Annotated in this window: 15 protein-coding genes; 4 read left to right on the top strand and 11 right to left on the bottom strand. The window is 59.9% G+C overall.

Annotated features, from left to right (window positions below):
- Positions 1–114 precede the first annotated feature (114 nt).
- A complete protein-coding gene (locus ACLD1Y_RS19725) occupies positions 115–1,395 on the top strand; it encodes a hypothetical protein (protein ID WP_429479507.1) in 1,281 nt (426 codons plus the stop codon).
- Entirely contained in the window at positions 1,392–2,015 is a 624-nt protein-coding gene (locus ACLD1Y_RS19720; RefSeq protein ID WP_429479506.1) for a hypothetical protein, read from the top strand. The genes ACLD1Y_RS19725 and ACLD1Y_RS19720 overlap by 4 nt, the downstream gene beginning before the upstream one ends.
- Before the next feature lie 29 nt (positions 2,016–2,044).
- Here ACLD1Y_RS19720 and ACLD1Y_RS19715 read toward each other — a convergent pair whose 3' ends face one another.
- From ACLD1Y_RS19715 to ACLD1Y_RS19705, 3 genes are all read right to left on the bottom strand, one after another.
- Positions 2,045–3,514 (bottom strand): Fic family protein, encoded by a 1,470-nt coding sequence (locus ACLD1Y_RS19715; protein WP_429479505.1) that lies wholly within the window; start codon positions 3,512–3,514, stop codon positions 2,045–2,047.
- Between the two features lie 101 nt (positions 3,515–3,615).
- The gene (locus ACLD1Y_RS19710) at positions 3,616–3,861 is read right to left on the bottom strand and encodes a DUF2789 domain-containing protein (RefSeq protein ID WP_429479504.1); all 246 of its coding nucleotides are present in this window, start codon (positions 3,859–3,861) and stop codon (positions 3,616–3,618) included.
- A 36-nt stretch (positions 3,862–3,897) separates the two neighbouring features.
- Positions 3,898–5,481 carry a glycosyltransferase family 39 protein gene (locus ACLD1Y_RS19705; protein ID WP_429479503.1) on the bottom strand — a complete coding sequence of 528 codons (1,584 nt, stop codon included), beginning with the start codon at positions 5,479–5,481 and terminating at the stop codon, positions 3,898–3,900.
- 164 nt (positions 5,482–5,645) lie between these two features.
- Between ACLD1Y_RS19705 and ACLD1Y_RS19700 the strand changes: the two genes are divergently transcribed.
- Positions 5,646–7,817, top strand: coding sequence for an outer membrane assembly lipoprotein YfiO (locus ACLD1Y_RS19700; RefSeq protein WP_429479502.1), 2,172 nt, complete (start codon positions 5,646–5,648; stop codon positions 7,815–7,817).
- Positions 7,814–8,518 (top strand): DUF3142 domain-containing protein, encoded by a 705-nt coding sequence (locus ACLD1Y_RS19695; RefSeq protein ID WP_429479501.1) that lies wholly within the window; start codon positions 7,814–7,816, stop codon positions 8,516–8,518. The genes ACLD1Y_RS19700 and ACLD1Y_RS19695 overlap by 4 nt, the downstream gene beginning before the upstream one ends.
- 15 nt (positions 8,519–8,533) lie before the next feature.
- Here the strand turns inward: ACLD1Y_RS19695 and ACLD1Y_RS19690 are convergent, their stop codons facing one another.
- The 8 genes from ACLD1Y_RS19690 to ACLD1Y_RS19655 all read right to left on the bottom strand — a co-directional run bounded on the left by ACLD1Y_RS19690 (position 8,534) and on the right by ACLD1Y_RS19655 (position 18,465).
- On the bottom strand, positions 8,534–8,983 hold the full coding sequence (locus ACLD1Y_RS19690; protein ID WP_429479500.1) for a hypothetical protein: 450 nt from the start codon (positions 8,981–8,983) through the stop codon (positions 8,534–8,536).
- Between the two features lie 204 nt (positions 8,984–9,187).
- The gene (locus ACLD1Y_RS19685; RefSeq protein ID WP_429479499.1) at positions 9,188–11,641 is read right to left on the bottom strand and encodes a TonB-dependent siderophore receptor; all 2,454 of its coding nucleotides are present in this window, start codon (positions 11,639–11,641) and stop codon (positions 9,188–9,190) included.
- 92 nt (positions 11,642–11,733) lie between these two features.
- The gene (locus ACLD1Y_RS19680; protein WP_429479498.1) at positions 11,734–12,684 is read right to left on the bottom strand and encodes a FecR domain-containing protein; all 951 of its coding nucleotides are present in this window, start codon (positions 12,682–12,684) and stop codon (positions 11,734–11,736) included.
- Positions 12,681–13,190, bottom strand: coding sequence for a sigma-70 family RNA polymerase sigma factor (locus ACLD1Y_RS19675; RefSeq protein ID WP_429479497.1), 510 nt, complete (start codon positions 13,188–13,190; stop codon positions 12,681–12,683). Before ACLD1Y_RS19675 ends, ACLD1Y_RS19680 begins: the two co-directional genes overlap by 4 nt.
- Before the next feature lie 74 nt (positions 13,191–13,264).
- Positions 13,265–14,710, bottom strand: coding sequence for an efflux transporter outer membrane subunit (locus tag ACLD1Y_RS19670; protein ID WP_429479496.1), 1,446 nt, complete (start codon positions 14,708–14,710; stop codon positions 13,265–13,267).
- Positions 14,707–15,765 (bottom strand): HlyD family secretion protein, encoded by a 1,059-nt coding sequence (locus tag ACLD1Y_RS19665; protein WP_429479495.1) that lies wholly within the window; start codon positions 15,763–15,765, stop codon positions 14,707–14,709. The genes ACLD1Y_RS19670 and ACLD1Y_RS19665 overlap by 4 nt, the downstream gene beginning before the upstream one ends.
- Positions 15,766–15,779: 14 nt before the next feature.
- Entirely contained in the window at positions 15,780–17,315 is a 1,536-nt protein-coding gene (locus ACLD1Y_RS19660; protein WP_429479494.1) for an MFS transporter, read from the bottom strand.
- A gap of 229 nt (positions 17,316–17,544) precedes the next feature.
- Positions 17,545–18,465, bottom strand: coding sequence for a LysR family transcriptional regulator (locus tag ACLD1Y_RS19655; RefSeq protein WP_429479493.1), 921 nt, complete (start codon positions 18,463–18,465; stop codon positions 17,545–17,547).
- Between the last annotated feature and the right edge of the window lie 7 nt (positions 18,466–18,472).

The following is an 18,472-nucleotide window of genomic DNA, read 5'->3' as shown; positions in this document are numbered from 1 at the left end:
GTGAGCACATAAATTCTGATCTTCGAATCTTAATCCTTCAGAGACGAATTTTCCTGGCATTTATTCTATTTTAGAATAAGCAAATGATACCATATGGCTTTTTGATACCACATAATGCGCAACGTTTATCAGCAACATGACCGTAACTTCAGAAAAGGAATTCAGCAATTGTTAAGCTCGATCAAAGTCGCAATTTTAAATGAAAATCAAAACATCTGGCTAATCCGGTCGACAGGAGGGCAATTTGCACGACATTTTAGAAGTGCAAATTTAATCGCTATCAAACATCTGCAATCCGCTTATAAAGGAGACTGTCCAGATATCATACCTTCAAATGAAAAAATAAAAGACAGACTGCTGAATAATGATGACTTTTCTGAGTTCAGAAGAGATAGCAATGGAAAAGAAACAAAATTCCTGACACGCTCAGGGAGTGTCTTACTAGGTCAAATCGACAAATTTGTAAACAACATCATGCAGGGTGATTTAATTCTCACCAAAAATGAATTCGGCGATTATAGCGTTGGAATTTGCAATTCAGACCTCGCCTACATCGACCATACATTGGTGAAATTTGATGTCGCTGATTCAGAGCAGGAAAGACCTTCTTTAAATTACAAGCTTAGAAAAGAAGTGACCTGGGGACCAAATATAAAGTCTTCAGACCTTCCAAGCACTGTTAGAAAAGCGACAAGCGGTCAACAAACGGTTACATGCTTAAACGATAGCCGTGAGAAAATATTCCATCTAATATATCCTTTCTTTACAGATGGAGAACATTTATTTTTCTCCAATAAAATTAAAACTAACGACGAAATCAACGCACTCGTTATAGGCAAGCTTTTTCAGAACGTGTCGCTCTCAGAGCATTTAATACACCTACTGCTTAATGGAAACACCATTAATGCATCTGACTTCACAAAACTCATTGACGAAAGCTTTCTAAATAATTTTCTATCCTCGACCTGTAAAGCAGAGTTCATGTCTCCTGGCGATATGTGGAGCAAAATCCCTTTAGACAAGACTGTGATGCCCGCAGCCCAAATTTTAGCGGGCGTGCTAGCTTGCTTGATAATGACGGGACAAATTACAGCAGAAAGTCTTGACAAACTAAACGAAAAAGACAACTCATCAATTATAAATCTAAAAAGAGCAGAAAGCGCCCCGGAAAGCATGTTTAACGATAAATACAAGCCAGCGGAGACGTTACCAATATTTAAGACCTTGACGACAAACGCTAAGAAACAGAAAGAACAACTCGAAGAACTGGATAAAGAGCGATCAATATCTGAAATCAATGATCGTCTCAAGCTCAAAGTAACAGAGACAAAAACAGATAAGCTTGAAAATTTTGAATACGGAATAAATGTATTTCAAATTGGCGCCGCCCAATGAAAATAATCGACCCCATCAGCAGCGCGCTATTACTAACAGGGTGCATATACGCCGCAGGAACAAGTCAAAACAACTCATTTATGCGCGCATTTGGTATTAATCCAGAATTTAGCCAGCCATCTATTGAAAAAACGTTGTACGACGGTGGGCTAATAGCTTTTGAGATTGCTTATCGCCATCTAACATATACACTCTACGCACTCGCAATTCTAACAATCACCTTAATAACATTTCACATACTAAAACAACACAAAATAGTCGATACAAAATCAAAAATATTAAATGCAAAAAACGTGGCACTGACTGTTTTTGAACGTGTACCGCTAGGACTGTGCCTCCTGAGCTATATGATGTTTTTATCTTTTAGCTCATTCCAAAAAGGTCAGGAAGACGGAATTAAACTTGCATATACGTTTATAGAGCGCTGCCACTGGGTATTACTTACCGAGAATAATGAAACAACTAAAGCGTGTGCGTTCCGCAAGGACAAAGATTCAATTTGGTACTATCAAATTGAGGCCGACGGCCCGAAGAAAAACTCCAAACTTTTGTCTTCAAGCACGCACATAACTTATCTGGAGCCGGAAATAACGAGCACCAAGCAAGTAATTGATGAGTAATCAAATCACCTACAACGTAGCATGCAAATTTAGCTTAATAATTTTGAGACTTCATACTCAATAAACTCAAACACCTCCTCTGCCACGCAGTACTGAAACTGCTTCCTGCGATGCTTAGACACCTTACCCTCGTTGTCCAGGCACATCATCACTAGCTTCGATAAGTCACTGCCACGCACGTCAAACCGCTGGTTCACAGCCTTGATTACCCGGTCATAGTTTTCAAGGAACTGGGTTTCTTCGCGCAGTTCCACTTCCAGCGCGCGACGAGCCATTTGCAGGGTGAATTCGACGCAGCGGGTGGCATCCCAGTAGCGGTAGATCGAGGGGTGGCCGATGAAGTCGAAGGCCATTTGCTCGCCGTCCAGCCAGGTGACGTTCCAAAAGTCCCGGGTGGGTTGGGAGAAGACTTTGAGCGCTTCCAGATAGGCTTGTTCTTCGTGTTTCATCGCGACGGACACCGGCAGTAGCAGGCCGTTTTCCAGCGCGCCATAGTGGCAGAGGGTCTGGTGGATAAGGAACCGAGACAGGCGCCCGTTGCCATCCATGAACGGGTGCAGGAACACAAAGCCAAAAGCCGTGACCGCGGCGGCCACGAGAGGGTCGACATCGCGCACAGGCTGATTGGCAAAAGCCATCAACTCTTCCATCAGTTCCTGGCACAGCTCAGGCGCGGGCGGCACGTAGCTGACGCCCGCCGCACCACGCAGGCCGTTATGCAGATGGTTTTGCTCATGGCGGAAGGCGACGGCTTTGTCGAACGGGTTGGAGACCGTGCTGTTTTGCAGTTCGACCAAGTAGTCCTCGGTCAACAGCCGCCCTTCATGGGCTTGGCGTAGCAGTTGAACGAAACGACGGGATTTTTCTTCGCTGGGCTGCTCTTTTTCGATGGCGAAGGAGTCACGGGTTTCGTGCAGGTAGGCCCACTGGGTCGCGCGGTCCATCATTTCTGGAGGGAGTGTGGCCATGAAGGATTTGGCGCGGGCCAGGATGTCGAGCGCGAGCAACTCCTCCAATGCAGGTGTTCGCTCAACGGTCGCGCAGTAATGCAGAGAGCCCAAGCCATTAAAATCGATTCGCCAACGACTGTTACGAATGCTGGGACCCGTCACATAACGAGCAGGATCGAATAAGGCAACAACGCGCCCCCGAACAGGCATTGCGTAGTCAAGCGCCTGCCCCGTCAGGCCTTCCCATAAAAAACAGGCTTTTCGAATGAACGCTCCATTAGGCGAGCCCGCCAGCCCAGCCAGAAACGGCTCCGGGCCAATCCGCTCGAAAACCTGTGCAAGCACGGCCAGGTTTACACCTTCATGCTTGAGCGCGAACAGCACATGATCAAACAAAGCGTGTTGCGCGGGCGCGACAGCAGGGGGAACGGCCAGGCAGTTGCCGATCGGGGTGATTCGGGTCACGGGCTTGATCATTGCAATGCGATGCGGGGCGATGACTTTTAAATCCAGCGCCTCGCAGAGATGGGCGTATCCGACTGTGGCCAAGGTGAGCGTCCCCAGAAAAAATTCACTTAGCCGATTAAAGCCCAGATTTTTTTACCACTCACCATTTTTTTTTACATTCGAGCACTTCTGAAAAGATTTTTTTACACCCCCCGCCCCTTCCTCAACAACACATCCAACTCATCCACCCACTCCGCCCAATCCGCATCCTTGCGCTTCTCTTCGCGTAAAAACTCACTCTGGCTGGGCGTCCAAAAAAACGCATCGGCCAATTCCAGGTCCGCCTCGAGCGGCGAATGCACTGCCACAAACTTATCGATACTGACCGGGTCGTCTGCCAGCCCCAGTTGTTTGAACAAGGACGGCAAGCTATGCACAGGCGGTTCCATGGGTGTCGCTCCTGACAAGTGAGGGTTCAACCGAGTCTAGCGGCAACCCTGGGGCTGCGCCGACGGCACATTGCACAACACAAACAACCGTGCCCGGGCACCGCCGCCGTCCTGGCGACTGAGTTCACGCCAGCCTTCGGGCAGGGGCGCAAAATCATCCGGCGCTTCGTTGCTGCTGATCAGCCACACGCGGCGGGTTTCGGCGGGCAGGGCCGACAGGTGGTCGAGGTAGATGCGCCCGCCGTCCTGGTCCACCAAGGTGCCGAAGCCGTAAGCGTTGGGCCGGGTTGGCGTGCCGTCGGGCTTGGGCGGGGTGTAAAGCTGTAGTTGGGCGTCGGTCTGGTCGTAATACACGTAGCTCAAGTACCACATCATGTCGCTGAGGACGATGCGGTCGTCTTCCTGGTAATTACGGTTAACGAACTCTACGGGCACGTTGAACTGGTCGTGTTCATCGACAGTGAAGTTATTCTTGAGCCCTACCAGTTCGATCCCAACGAACAGCACGAACAGCGCGGCGCCCAGCCATGGCCGACGATCAACCGCGATGGCGATCAGGATCGGCAGGCCCAGTGCATACACCGTCAGGTAGCGCTCGATAAACACCGGCGAAATAAACGACACCCCGTACACCAGCACCAGCGGCAGCATAAAAAACAGCGCCAGCAGCATGCCTGGGCGATAGCGCTCGCGCTCGCGCCAAGCGGTCACCACTGAGACCGCAACCAGCAGCAGCGGCACCAGCCAGAACAATGGCGGCCAGAAATCCGTACCCTCATCCTGGATCACAAACTGCCAGATCATCGACGGCAGGGACGGCAGGCCCACTGGTTCTTCCCAGCCGATATCACCGCCCACCTTGAGCTGCTCGACGTGTTGCACCAGGTCCAACAGGTTCGGCAGCCAAGGCAGGTACAACAGTACAATCGCCACGTTGGTCGCCCACCACGCCGGACGCGCCAGCAGGCGTTCGCGCCACAGCACACCCAGGTACGCCCAATGCACCAGCACGCAAAACGCGGTGAAGTAATGGGTGTAGAACCCGGCGCTCATCAGCACGATGTACGCCGCCAAGTAACGCGTACGCTCGGGTCGTTTTACCCAGTACACCAGCGCCAGCGTGGCCCCCAGCAGCCACACCGCCAGCAGTGAGTACATGCGCACTTCCTGGCTGTAGCGCACCGCCGTCGGCAACAGCGCCAACAGGATGCCCGCCAGCACCGCAGCGCGACGGGTGGACAGTTGCCGCGTCAGCCACACACCCAGGCCCACGGCGACCACGCCGGGGATGGCGCTCATGCCGCGAATCGACCAGATGCTATCGCCGAACAGCTCGATCCAGCCGCGCAGCAGGAAAAAATACAGCGGTGGGTGCACGTCGTGCGCCGCGTGAAACCACAAGTCGTCCACAGCGTATTCGCTGAGCAGCAGGCTTGAGCCTTCGTCGCCCCAGATCGCCGCCGACGTCAGGTTGTAAAAGCGCAAGGCCATGGCCACTGCCAGGATCGGCACCCACCACAGCCGGCTGATCCAACCGGCGCCGTCCCAGGTCGCAGTGAGACGATTGAAAGCAGGCAACGCCTCGACCTTTTCGTTTTGCTCTACCACAGACCGACGCACCTCGATTCCCCTGCCACTACGCAAACATCGCCACTCTAGGCCAAAACCCCTAGATTCGCTGCTGTAATCAGATGAATCAGCAATTTGTGTAGGGCTTCACCGAAGCAGCCGTAGGAACAAGCTATGATTGCCGCCCTCCAAGGACTCAGGATCAAGGACACGTCATGCGCATCGGTTTTCTGTCACCCCTGGCGCTGGCTTTGCTGGCCAGTGTTTCCCTGCCGGCCCTGGCCAGCTCTGACGACTTTTGCTACCCCGACTGGCGGGTTTCGCGGGACCGCCTTGATGCGTGCAACAACCTGCCCTTCCTGAGCCCGGGCAATGACAGCCGCGCCAACCTGCGCCTGCTGCTGGCCGACAAAAAGGCCGTGGCGCTGACGCCCGATGCGTTGCAGGAGGATGACCTGTCCCAGGGTTTCGGCCCCGTGCCGTTCCCGGTGTATCGCCTCACACCACGGGCCGACGAGCATGCCGAGCCCGACAACAAACCCGACGATTCACGCACCGCCGAACTCGACACCTTGCTCCAACCCCTGGGCATCAAGCGTGAGGAGTACACCACGGCAGGTCAGGCCTTCCTCAGTGGCGAAGGCAGCCGCTGCCGCAGTAACGACGATGACAGCGCCACGGCGTTCATCAGCCAGGTGGTCAAGGCCGACATGCCCGCCGCCGAACGCGAGGCGCTGGCCAAGGCGCGCCTGCAACTGCTCACCACGTGCGAGTGGGACGGCCCGGTAGTCGACGAGCCGCAGCAGATCCAGTCTGCCGACGGGCAACTGTTTCGTACTTACCTGCAAGGCGCCGCCGACTTCTACAGCGGGCATTTTGCCGAGGCCGAACGCGGCTTTGCGGCCCTCGCCGGTGCCAGCTCGCCGTGGCTGAAGGAAACCGCGCTGTACATGAGCGCCCGCACCGCGCTGAACCAGGCCCAGGCCAACATCTACGACACTTACGGCGTGCCGCAACTTGAGCGTGTGGATAAACCCGCGCTGGCTAATGCCGAACAGGGCTTCGATGCCTACCTGAAGACTTATCCACAAGGCCAGTACCTCGCCTCCGCACGCGGCTTGTTGCGCCGGGTGTACTGGCTGGCGGACGACAGCGACAAGCTCGCCGCGGCGTACGCCTGGGAACTGACCCAGACCACCGATGCGCAGCGCAATGTGTCCGTGGATGAACTGGTGGAAGAGGCTGACCAAAAGCTGCTGATGGTCACCGGCGGGACGTTCAATGCGCCGATCATCCAGATGGTCAGTGACCTGATGATGATGCGCGCCCACACCCCGCCTACCCTGACCCGCGAAGACCTCGACCAACAAAAGGCCGTGTTTGCCAACGACCCCGCGCAGTACGACTACGTGCTCGCCGCGTATGCGCTGTATGTGGAGCACCAACCCGACAGCGCCTTGAAACACTTGCCCGAGGACGTGCCGTCGAACCTGGACTACTTCGCCTTCAGCCAACAGACCCTGCGCGCCTTGGCCCTGGAAGACAAAAAGGACTTTAAAAGCGCCGAGACGCTGTGGCTGAAACTGCTGCCCCTGGCCAAGCTGCCCCTGCAACGCGACCAGCTCGAACTGGCCCTGGCCTTGAACTACGAGCGTAGCGGCCAGCTGGCCAAGGTGTTCGCCGCCGACTCACCGATCGGTGCCAAACAGGTTCGCTACATTTTGCTGCGCAACGTGGCCGGGCCCGAGCTGCTGCGCCAGCAGATCGCCCAGGCCAGCGACCCAGTGGAGCGCGAGACCGCGCAATTTGTGCTGCTGTATAAAAACCTGCTGCGCGGCCAGTTCGAAAGCTTCCTCGATGACCTCAAGCTACTGCCCTCGCCCGCGTCCCAAGACAAGCTCGGCACCAGCCTGGGTTACGTCTACAGCACCAGCCAAAGCTTGCAGTTGTTCCAGTGGAACGGCGACGAAGCCGAATCCGGCTATGAATGCCCGAGCATCGCGCAAACCGCCGAGACCTTGCAGGCCGCCCCCAAAAACCCCCAGGGCCTGAACTGCCTTGGTGAGTTCATCCTGCGCAACAACCTCGACGGCATGCCCCTGGAACAAGCCCGCGCCGCCGGCAGCCTGGGCAGCACCGCGTCGGACTTCAAGGGCGAAACCTTCTCGCGCCTGGAAGGCTACAAACGCGTGATCGCCGATCCCAAGGCTCCGAAAAACGACAAGGCCTACGCCCTGTTCCGCGCCATCAACTGCTACGCCCCGGCCGGCTACAACAGCTGCGGCGGCCAGGACGTCGCGCCTGCCGCCCGCAAGGCCTGGTTTCGCCAGTTGAAAAGCGGCTTTGCCGACACCGAATGGGGCAAATCCTTGCAGTACTACTGGTGAAAACCCTATGGCTAGGCGTGCTGTTGCTGGCAAGCCCGGCGTTCGGCGCCGTCGACGCCCGCGACTATGACGCCTTCTGGCTGTGGAGCGGCGTCACGCCCCAGCCGGTACTGCAGCAGGCCAAGACCCTGTACATCCTACAGGGCCAGATCAACGCCACCCGCCGCGCGCCCAAGCGTGGCGTGCAGATGATCGCCCAAGGCATCGGCGTGCCGCGCCTCACCCAGGGTGAAGTCTGGGTGGTGTACCGCGCCCACACCCTCAAATGGCCCGAAGCGGTCTACACCCAGTTGCTCGGTCAGGTGCAACGCTGGCGCGACGCTGGCAACCCGGTGGTGGGTATCCAGATCGACTTCGATGCCCGCACCCAATACCTGCACGAATACGCGACCTTTCTGCGCGACCTGCGCCAACGCCTCCCAGCTGACCTGAAACTGAGCATCACCGGCCTGATGGACTGGAGCAGCAACGCCGACCCGGCCGCCATCGCCCAACTCAAGGGTGTGGTGGATGAAGTGGTGGTGCAGACGTACCAGGGGCGGCACAGCATCCCGGATTACGCCGCCTATTTGCCGCGCATGAACCGCATGGGGCTGCCGTTCAAGATCGGGTTGATTCAGGGCGGGGTGTGGGAGGAGCCAGGGTATTTGCGGGAGAGTGAGTGGTTTCGGGGGTATGTGGTGTTTTTGCAGAACCCGTGACTGCAGATTTTGCCCTCACGCCCACGCAATCACCACTGCCCACCCCATCAGCCCTGCCGCTACCCCAACCCAATCGGCGTCCGTCAGCCGTGCATTGCCCTGCCCCTGCGGGTCGCATTCCAGAAAGTTGATCGCGTCTTGAAGTTGCAACGCCAGCACCACTTGGAGCGCTGCGATACCGGCAGCCACAACCAATGCAGTGAACGGCGACAACAACCACAGCACAGTAAGCGGCAAGCACCCTCCCACGAACACCGCCACCGCCAGGCAGCGGGGCCACCAGTGGTAGTCCGACTCACCCTGTTCCAGCTCGTGCATCACGCGGCTGATCAGCGAGCAGAAGTAGCACCCTGCAAACATCACCCGCACCCACGGCCATAGCCGCGTGCCGCTGGCCTGGCGGTATAGCGACCATTGCCGGTACAACCAGTAGACGAAGTAAGCGCCCAGCGTCAGCAGGACCATGAGGAGAAGTTTGCGCGGTGCCACAACAAAAAAAACCGGCTCACGAACCGGCCTCCAGCTCAGGGTAGAACGCGGTGTGGCGTAGGGATTCTCGGGGATGGACATAGGTAAGTGCTCGCGAGGTTAGCCAGCCGAAAGCTAACGCCCGCGAGACACAAAAGATTCACACTCGGCTAAATCAGGAGCACTCCTACAAAGGATTACTTACCAGTCGTAAGTCAGGCTCGACACCGCCGTGCGCCCTTCGCCGTAGTAGCAATCCAAGTCACTGGTGCACTGCGATACGTAGGTCTTGTTGGTGAGGTTTTGCACGTTCAGCGCAAGCTTCACGCCCTTGAGTTTGAGCGGCGAGCGGCTCAGGTCGTAGCTCAGGCTGGCGTCGTAGACGCTGTAAGACGGCACCGTAAAAGCGCCTTCGTAGTAATCGCCCAGGCTTTGGCGTGCGTAGCGTACGCCCAGGCCTGCGCCAAGGCCGGCCAGCGGGGTGTCGCCAAGCACGCTGTAGTTGACCCACATCGACGCGGTGAGCGGCGAGATACCAGCAGGGTGGCGACCTTGGCGGCCGTCGTTGTCCTGGGTGTATTTGATGTCGTTGCGCGAAGCCGAGGCGATGATGTCCCAGGCATCGCTCAGGGCAGCCTTGGCTTCCAGCTCTACGCCCCGTGAGCGCATGGCGCCGCTTTGGGTGCTGTACAGCGGGTTCTGCGGGTTGGTGGTCAGCACGTTTTCCTGGTCGAGTTGGTAGACCGACACCTGCACAAAGCTTTTCTGGCCCGGCGGTTGGTACTTCATGCCGACTTCGTATTGCTTGCCGGTAGAAGGGTCGAACGGCTTGCTGTTGGCGTCAGTGCCGGTCAGCGGCAGGAACGATTCGGAGTAGCTCACAAACGGCGCCAGGCCGTTATCGAACAGGTACACCAGGCCTGCCCGGCCAGTGAAGGCTTCGTCCTTGCTGGCGAAACGCGTGTCTTGCACCGGGTCTTTGTTCACCACGCTGGCCCAGTCGTAGCGTCCACCGAGGACCAAGGCCCATTTGTCCAGCTTGATCTGGTCCTGCACGTACAGCCCGGTCTGGCTCAGGGTACGGTCCCAGCGAGCAACCGGGCCGAAGTTCAGGCGCTGGCCATAGACCGGGTTGAACAAGTCGATCAACGGCGGATTGTTATCCCGGCGCCCGCTGAACAGCGAGCCGGAGTGGTAGTAATCAAGGCCGACGATGACGGTATGAGACAGCGCGCCGGTGTCGAATTCGGCCTGGGCGATGTTGTCCACGCCAAACACTTTATTGTTCTGCTGCCAGTCCACCCCGAAGCGCTCCTGATAGCGCTGATCCAGCGCGCCAGTGACAGGGTTGGCGGCAAACCTGTAGCCGTGCAACGGCGCGATGTAATGGTCATCGACCTCGGCATAGCGGGCGTTTTGCTTGAGGGTCCAGGTGTCATTGAGACGATGGGAAACCTCGTAGCCGAGCACGTACTGCTCACGGTTGTATTGGTTTACGCCGGGCTCGCCGAGAAACAGGTCGCGCTTGATCTTGCCGTTGGGGTTGGACCACAACGTGCCCGACGCCGGCAAACCTTGGGCCTCGGGCACGCCTTTGTCTTTCTGGTACTGCGCGAACAAGGTCACGCTGGTGTCATCGTTGGGTCGCCAGGTGAGGCTGGGGGCGATGAACTGGCGCTTGTTTTCGACGTAGTTGATTTCGTCCTGCCCATCGTTGGCCAGGGCGGTCAGGCGGTAGAGAAACTGACCCTGCTCATCCAAAGGCCCGCCCAGGTCGATGGCCGCGCTTTTGTGTTCGTAGGTGCCGGCCTCCAGCACCACCTGGTGCACCGGGGTTTCGCTGGGGCGCTTGCTGACCATGTTGACGATACCGCCCGGCTGGTTTTGCCCGTACAACACCGAGGCAGGGCCCTTGAGCACTTCGATACGCTCCAGGGAATAGGGCTCGATCTGCAAGGCGCCACCGGTGCTGCCACCACCGTACGGCAGGTGCAAACCGTCGAGATACAGCGGTGTAGGCGAGAAGCCACGCGAGGTCGGTTCATCGAATAATTTAACCCGATCGGCAAAACCGCCAGCCGCCATCCCAGGCGTGTAGAGCAGCGCTTGGGTGACGCTTTGGGCGCCCCGCGCCTTGACCTCGGCGGCGGTGATCACGTTGATGGTCTGGGGAATTTCCACCAGCGCCGAATCGGTCTTGCTGCCGGATGCGCTGCGTGTAGCGACGATGCCATCCACCGGGCCCCAGGCGCTTTCCTGGGTTTGCTGGCCGCTGATTTGCGTTGCGCCCAATTGCAAGGTGTCGCCCTGCGCAACCGCCTGCAACGACCAACCGCCCTGGGACTGCATCGCCACCAACCCGCTGCCCGCCAATAACCGCTCCAACCCCTCGCCCACCGCGTAACGCCCTTGCAGGCCAGCACTACGCTTGCCTTCGGTGAGCGTGGCGTCCACCGACAGCAAGATGCCCGAGGCGCTGGCGAAGCGGTTCAACGCCTGGTCGAGGCCGCCCGCCGGGATGTTGTAGGTGCGCAGGGCTGCGGCGCTTTGCTCGGCATAAGCCAGGGTCGGCACTAGCGGCACCGTCGCCAGCAGGCTGACAAACAGGCCACGGCGCAGGGCGCGGGCCAAGGGTTGGATTGGGTGGTGCGGCATTGCAGGACTCCCCGTGAGATCGCTTCTTGATTGGCTTTCAAGAGGTATCCCGAGCGGGCTACAAAAACCGACAAGCCTTTTAGAAAATTTTTTCAGACCCGCGCTTTGATCGTCACCCAGTAGCGCGTGACCGCCTGCACCTGTACCGGCAACGAGCGCTCCAGGGCGGCCAGAATTGCATCGGTGTCGTTCAGCGGGAACACCCCGGTGAGCAAAAAACCGGACACCGCCTGATCACAGCGCAACAGCCCCGAGCGGTAGCGGCTCAGTTGCGCCACGAACTCACCCAGCGGCTGACGCTCGGCGATCAGGCGGTGCTCGGTCCAACTGCTGGCATTGGCGTCCACCGCAGGCAGCGCCGAGCTTTGCTGCGCGTTGAACCACAGGCTGTCCCCGGCGTGCATCTGCACCGCAGCGCCATGCACCGGGGTTACGCGCACGCGGCCTTCGTAAAGATCGACTCGACTGCCATCGGCCAGTTCACGCACGGCAAAACGGGTGCCCAGCGCCTGCACATCACCGGCCGGGGTTTGGACGATCAGCGGGCGCAGCGGGTCGTGGCCGCTGGTGAGCAGGACTTCGCCACGGATCAGGCGGATGCGCCGCTCACTGGCGCTGAAACGCAGGTCCACGGCGCTGTCGCTGTTGAGGTCCAGGCGCGTGCCGTCGCTGAGGGTAACGTGGCGGATCTCGCCGGTGGCGGTGCGGTGTTCGGCGAATGCCGCTTGCCAGGGCTCGCTGCGCTGCACCAGGTAGCCGCTGCCGCCAGCGATCAACAGCACGCCAAGCAACTTGAGGGCCGCGCGGCGTTGGGTGTCCGGGGTGTCGCGCAGCACGGCGCGAGCGCTGTCGGCGGGTACGCCACCGAGGGTTTGCTGCAGGTGCTGCAAGCGTTGCCAGGCGCGGCGGTGCTCCGGGTCAGCGGCCTGCCACTGGGCAAAGGCCTCGTGTTGCTCGCCATGCAGGTCACCACCCCATTGCAGCATGAGCCATTCGCTGGCTTGCTCGACAACCGCCGGGGCGATGGGCGCGTCGTGTCTCATTCGTCGTAGGCCACGTGGTAGCAGGCGACGATGGCGCGGGTCATGTACTTTTGCACCGAACTGACGGTGACGCCCAGGCGCTCGGCGATCTGTGCATAACTCAAGCCTTCGAACTGCGACAGCATGAAGGCGCGCCGCACGTTGTCGGGCATGCGGTCGAGCATGGCGTCGATTTGCATCAGGGTTTCAAGGATCAGCGCACGGGTTTCCAGGGACGGCGACTCAGGCTCCGGCATGTGCGCGATGCTTTCCAGATAAGCGCGCTCGATGCGCAAGCGCCGCCACTGGTCGATCACCAGGTTGCGGGCGATCTGCGCCAGGTAGCTGCGGCTTTCCTTGTCACCGGGGAAACGCCCGGACACCAGCAAACGCAGGAAGGTGTCCTGGGCCACGTCGGCGGCATGCTCACGGTCGCCCAGGCGTTTGCGCAGCCAGCCTTGCAGCCAGCCATGATGGTCGCGGTACAGGAGATGAAGGTGCTGCTGGCCGTCAGTCGCGGTGTCCATGAAAAGCTCAGATACACTATTGAGAGCAATTATCATTACAGCTTATTTCGCGACTGACAAAAGATCTTTGCGAGTTAGCGCCCGGCCGTTTGCAGCGGATACACCGATTCCCAGCCGCCGCCCAAGGCTTTGTACAGCCCAACCATGGCCAGTGACACGCCGGTGGAGCTTTCCACCCACTGCTCTTGGGTGGCCAGCAGCGCGCTTTGCACAGTGAGCACGTTGACGAAATCCGCCACGCCTTCCACGTACTGGTGTTGCGCCGTCGTCAGGGCAATCTGGTTCTGGCGCACCGCTTCGGCCAGGCTGTCGCGGCGCAGTTGGCTGGCGTTGTAGCGGGTCAATTGGTCGTCGATCTCATGCCAGGCGCGCAGCACGGTTTGCTGGTAGGCCAGCGCCGCTTCCTGCTGCTGGGCTTCGCGCAAATTCAACATGCCTTCCAGGCGCCCGCCATTGAACAGCGGCAGGCTGAACTGCGGGCCGAAGGCAAAGGCGCGCGAGCCCCACGAGCCGAAATCCGATAGTTGCATGGCTTGGGAGCCCAGGCTGCCGGACAAGGTGATGCGTGGGTAGAAATCGCCCTTGGCCACGCCGATGTTGGCTGTGGCCGCATGCAAGCGGGCTTCGGCCTGGCGGATATCCGGGCGGCGTTCGGCCAGTTCAGACGGCAGGCCGATGGCGACCTGACGCTGGGTTTGCGGCACCGCGGCATCCTTGGACAACTGCGTGTGCAGGGCTTGGGGCGGTTCGCCCATCAGCAGGCTCAGGGCGTTGATCAATTGGTCCTGGCGTTGCTGCAGATCCGGCAGGCGCGCTTCGATGGCGGCGACCTGGGCGGCGGCTTCGGCCACGTCCAGGTCGGTGGCTACACCGTCGGCCAGGCGCAGTTGCGAGAGCTTGAGGCTGTGGCGCGCAACGTCGAGGTTTTGCTCGGTAACGGCGCGGGTGTTTTGTACGCCGCGCAGTTGGATGTAGTCCTGGGCGGTTTCGGCAAGCACCGACAGCAGCACGGCGCGGCGATCGTTTTCGGCGACTTGCAGGGTGGCGTCGGCGGCTTCGGTTTCGCGTTTTACGCGGCCCCAAAAGTCCAGTTCCCAGGACGCGGAAAAACCCGCGTCCCACTGGCTGAACGCCGCACGGCCGTTCTCGCCGGACGGGTCGCTGAGGCCTTTGGCACTGTTGCGTTTGCGCTGGTAAACGCCGGTGGCATCAACGTTGGGATAGCGCTCGGCAGTTGTCACCTGGCGTACGGCGCGGCTTTGTTCCAGGCGGCTGCTGGCCAGTTTCAGGTCAAGGTTATCGCTGAGCGCCCGACGCGTGAGGGCCGAGAGTTGCTCGTCGTGGAACACGTCCCACCAACGTTCCTGCAAAGGGTCGCTGACCGCTCGGCTGGACGCCTGGCGGCCCTGGGGTTCGTTCCATTGCGTTACTTGCGGGCCTTGGGGTTTGTGGAAGTCCGGGCCGACGGTGCAAGCGCTCAGGCTGATGAGGCTCAGGGTGAGCCAAACAACATTTTTCATTGCTGGGCCACCTCACGCTGCTTGGCCACCGATTGGGTGTCGACGCTGGCTTCTACCGACATGCCAACCCGCAGACGTTCAGTAAGCGCCTGGTTGGGTTCGAGCACGATTTTCACCGGGATGCGCTGCACCACCTTGGTGAAATTGCCGGTGGCGTTGTCTGGCTTGACCGACGCAAAGGTCACGCCGGTTGCGGGCGCCAGGCTTTCCAGGTGGCCGTTGAGCAACTCGCCGTCGAGGCTGTCGACACGCACCTGCACGGCTTGGCCGGCGTGCATGTGGGACAGCTGGGTTTCCTGGAAATTAGCCACCACGTAGGCCTCCTCCAGCGGCACTACCGCGAGGATCTTGCTGCCCGGCGTCACATAGGCACCCACCCGCACGGCGCGCTCGCCAACCATGCCGTCCACCGGCGCGACGATGCGCGTGTAGGACAGTTGATAACTGGCCAGTTCCAGAGCGGCCTGGGCGCGCTTGAGCCCACCTGCGGCGGCATCGCGTTGGGCGGTGAGGATTTCTACCTGCTTGCGCTCGGCCGCCAGCACCGCCGTGGCATTGGCCAGGCGTGCGGTGGCCTGGTCGATGCGGGTCTTGGCTTGCTGGGCGTTCTGCACCGTGCCCGCGCCGACACCGGCCAGGTGGTTGTAGCGGTTCAGTTCGTGTTCGGCGAAGGCCATCTCGGCGCGGTCTGCCGACACGGTAGCCTGGGCCTGGGCGATCACCGAGCTTTGGCGCTCCAGGGTCGCGGTGGCGTTTTTCAGCTGGGCTTGGGCGACCAAAGTGTCGGCGTCGGCGGCCTGGGCGGCGGCGCGGAAGTCGCGGTCGTCGATCAGCGCCAGCAGTTGCCCGGCTTTGACGCGCTGGTTGTCTTCCACCAGCACCTCTTTGATAAAGCCGGCCACACGCGGCGCCACCAGGGTGAAGTCGGCGGCAACGAAGGCGTCGTTGGTGGTTTGGCGCTGGTTGCCCAACACACCCGGCGCGACCAGGTACACCAGCACGCCCACGGCGAATACGGCGATAACGGAGACGGCGATTTTATCTTTGCGTTTCATGAACAGTCCTTTAATCAAGTCGGTGCACGAGGCGGGAAGATCCGCGTGGGCATCCAGAAAATCAGCAGGATCAACGCCACCGCGACCGCGGCCATGACGTAGTAGAGATCCGAAGAAGTCAGCACCACGGCTTGCTCGTGCAGGCGGTGCGCCAGGCCCGGCGTATCGCCATCGGCCAGGGGCGAGTTGCCCAGGTGGTCCACCAACATCGTTGAGTGAAAGTGCAGGCGCTGGGTGGTCAGCGTGTCGATCACACCGGTGGCGATCACAGCGGCCAGGCCTTTGACGGTGTTGAACCAGGCCGAGGCGAACGGGCCATCCATGGGTTGGATGCTGCCGGTGGAGAGCATCAGCAGCGGCAACACCGCCATGGGTTGCCCGAAGATTTGCAGCAGGTACAGGCCATAGAAATCGTCGCGAATCCATTCGGACGTCAGGTGCGAACTGCCCACGCAGCACAGCACCAACATGCCCAGGCCGATGCCCAGCACCCAGCGGCAATCAACCCAGCGCAGGTTGCACAGCGCCGCCACTAACGGCAGCGCGATCAACTGCGGCAGCGCCATCAGCAGCATCACCGGTGCGGTTTGCAGCGGGCGATAACCCTGGACTTGGGCGAGGAAGCTGGACGGAATGATGATCACCGAGGTCAGCACCATCAGCACGCCTGCCAGCACGATCAAGGCAAACGCGAGGTTGCGCAGGCCGAGCATCTGCAACTTGAAGAACGGCATCGGGTGCGACCATTCATTGAGCATGAACAGCACCAGCAGCACCGTACCGCCGCAGAGCAGGAAGGTGATCAGGCCCGACTCGAACCAGTCCAGCCGGTTGCCTTGCAGGATGCCGATCACCAGCATGCAGATCGCCGGGAAGCCCAGCAGCAGGCCGCGCCAGTTGAACTGTTTGAAGCGCTCCAGGCGCAGCGGGTCTTGGGGCAAGCCGTAGGCCACAGCGGCCATCGCCAGCAGGCACGGGCCGACGATTTGCCAGAACGCCCATTGCCAGCCGACGTATTCGGTCCACAACGCCGCCAGCGGCGTGCCCAGGCTCGGCCCGAAGGTAGCCGTGAGCGCGTAGCCTGCCAGGCCGTACAGCTTGACGTTGGCCGGCAGGAAACGCAGCGCCACCGTCATCAACATCGGCGGCAGCGCCCCACCGGCCAGGCCTTGCACGGTGCGTAGCACCAGCAGGCTTTCGTAGTTCGGGGCGAACGGGCACAGGATGCCCAGCACGGTAAATAGGCCGATGGCGCACAGGGTGAAGCGGCGCAGGGAGAAGGTCACCGAACACCACGGCGCAAAGGCCATGGCCGATACGGAGGTGGCGGTGTAGGCAGCGACCAGCCAGGTGCCTTCGTCGAAACCGATATACAACGCACCCCGAATATCGGCGAGGGCGACTTTGGTGACCATCTCATTGAGACCAGAGACCAGCACCGCCAGCAATACACCGACCAGGCCGATGATGATGCGCGGGCCGAACACGGGTGGGCTGATGGCAACGGGTTTGGCTGCGGCCTGGAGTGCGGGGGCAGCGAGGGAAGTCATGAACGGATAACTCGGAATGGTAAATACCCGAGCAGTTTAATCAGGCGTACACATGACAAAAAGTTACATGTCGGCAGGTTATAAGTGCGCTGGACGCAACGTTCGAACCTAGCGCTGATCCCTGTGGGAGCGGGCTTGCTCGCGAAAGCGGTGGGTCATTCAAATAATGTGTTTCTGACACTCCGCTTTCGCGAGCAAGCCCGCTCCCACATTTTGAACCGCGTTCACTTTAGGTGGGCTGGGCTTCGAGCCACGTGGCATGGCAGCTCTCGCGCATGGTCTCGCGCAGCCATTTGTGCGCTGGGTCTTTGTCGTAGCGCGGGTGCCAGCTTTGGGCCAGGACCAGTGTCGGCAACGAGATCGGCAACGGGAACGCCCGCAGCGGCAGTTTCAGGCGCTTGGCGCTCAGTAGCGCTTCCTTGGGCACCGGCAGGATCAGGTCGGAGTCGGGCAACATGAACATCGCGCCGTGGAAACCGGGTGCGATCATCGCCACGCGGCGTTCCAACCCTTGGGCATTCAGTGCAGTGTCGATGGGCCCTCGTGCAATGCCGCGCCGCGAGATGCTGATGTGGGAGTAGCTGGCAAACCGCGCCGCGGTGATTTCGTCGTCGAACAACGGGTGGTCTTGCCGCGCCAGGCCGACGAAGGTGGTGGAGAACAGGTTCTGCACCTTCACTTCTGGGCTGGTGGGCATGGTGTTGCTCACCCGCAGGTCCAGGCGACCTTCGCGCAGTGCTTCATCGTCGGTGTCGGCTTCGGGTACGAAGCACAACTCGCACAATGGTGCCATGCGCTCCATGGTGTCGAACAGGCGACCGCCGTACACGCCGATAAAAAAGTCATTGGCGCGCACGCTGAAGCGACGGCGAAGGGTGCTCAAGTCCACTTCGTCCGCCGAGCGAAACACCAGCGCTGCCTGCTCCACCACGTTGCGCACCTGGCCCTGCAACTGCAACGCCTTGGGCGTCGGCACCAGGCCGCGACCGGCGCGCACCAGGATCGGATCGCCGACCGCCTCGCGAATGCGTGTGAGGGTGCGGCTCATGGCGGCCGGGCTGAGGTTCATGCGGCGGGCGGCGCCGACGACGCTGCCCTCGTCGAGCAAGGCGTCGAGGGCGACCAGCAGGTTCATGTCCGGTAGTTGCATGCCAAAC

Origin of the sequence: Pseudomonas sp. 18175 (assembly GCF_050432925.1) — a bacterium.
Classification (GTDB): Bacteria; Pseudomonadota; Gammaproteobacteria; order Pseudomonadales; family Pseudomonadaceae; genus Aquipseudomonas.
This window is presented reverse-complemented; position numbering and strand designations above follow the sequence as displayed.